1 protein-coding gene is annotated in these 746 nt (G+C 48.1%); it reads left to right on the top strand.

What is annotated here, in order from left to right; translation table 11 throughout:
- Positions 1-746: FtsW/RodA/SpoVE family cell cycle protein (locus A3757_RS05745; protein WP_369819533.1), on the top strand; the 746-nt coding region annotated here is incomplete at both ends.

Here is a 746-nt window from a genome sequence, read left to right as displayed (position 1 = left end):
GCCCGGGGCAGAAAGTCACTTGCGCAATAGTGGTGGTCTTCTGTTTCGCTTGCACCTAGACCCGATCATGTTGGGCTTGCTTCTATTGTTGTGTGCCGTTGGTCTGGCTATTTTATATAGCGCAGGTGGTCAAGATATGGTGTATGTCGAAAAACAGGCGACACGCTTCGGTATTGCATTTGTTGTGATGTTTGTTTTTGCTCAGCTAGATCCCAATGTCTACCGGCGTTGGTCTCCATGGCTATATGTTATTGGTGTCGCAGCGTTGATAGGGGTTATTTTCTTTGGAACGGGTGCTAAAGGTGCACAGCGATGGTTACAGCTACCAGGTTTACCGCGTTTTCAGCCCTCTGAGTTTATGAAGTTGGTGGTGCCGATGATGGTTGCATGGTTTTTGGCTGCGCGTTATTTACCTCCAAGCTTTAAGGCTGTCATGGGATCATTGGTGCTCGTTTTTATTCCGGTATTGCTCATTGTTAAGCAGCCGGATTTGGGGACTTCAATCTTAATTGCCGCCTCGGGTGTTTTTGTATTAATGTTTGCGGGTTTGAGCTGGAGGCTAGTCGGGGGCTTTGCTGTTTTACTCGCATCTTTTGCGCCGCTTATGTGGATGTTTGTGATGCGAGATTACCAAAAACAACGTGTCCTAACTTTTCTCGACCCAGAAAGTGATCCGCTAGGCTCAGGTTGGAATATTATTCAATCGAAAACGGCGATTGGCTCTGGCGGCACCTGGGGGAAGGGGT

It is taken from the genome of Oleiphilus sp. HI0117 (assembly GCF_001635235.1).
The sequence above is the reverse complement of the archived record's forward strand: the minus strand, read 5'-3'. Positions and strand labels throughout refer to the sequence as shown.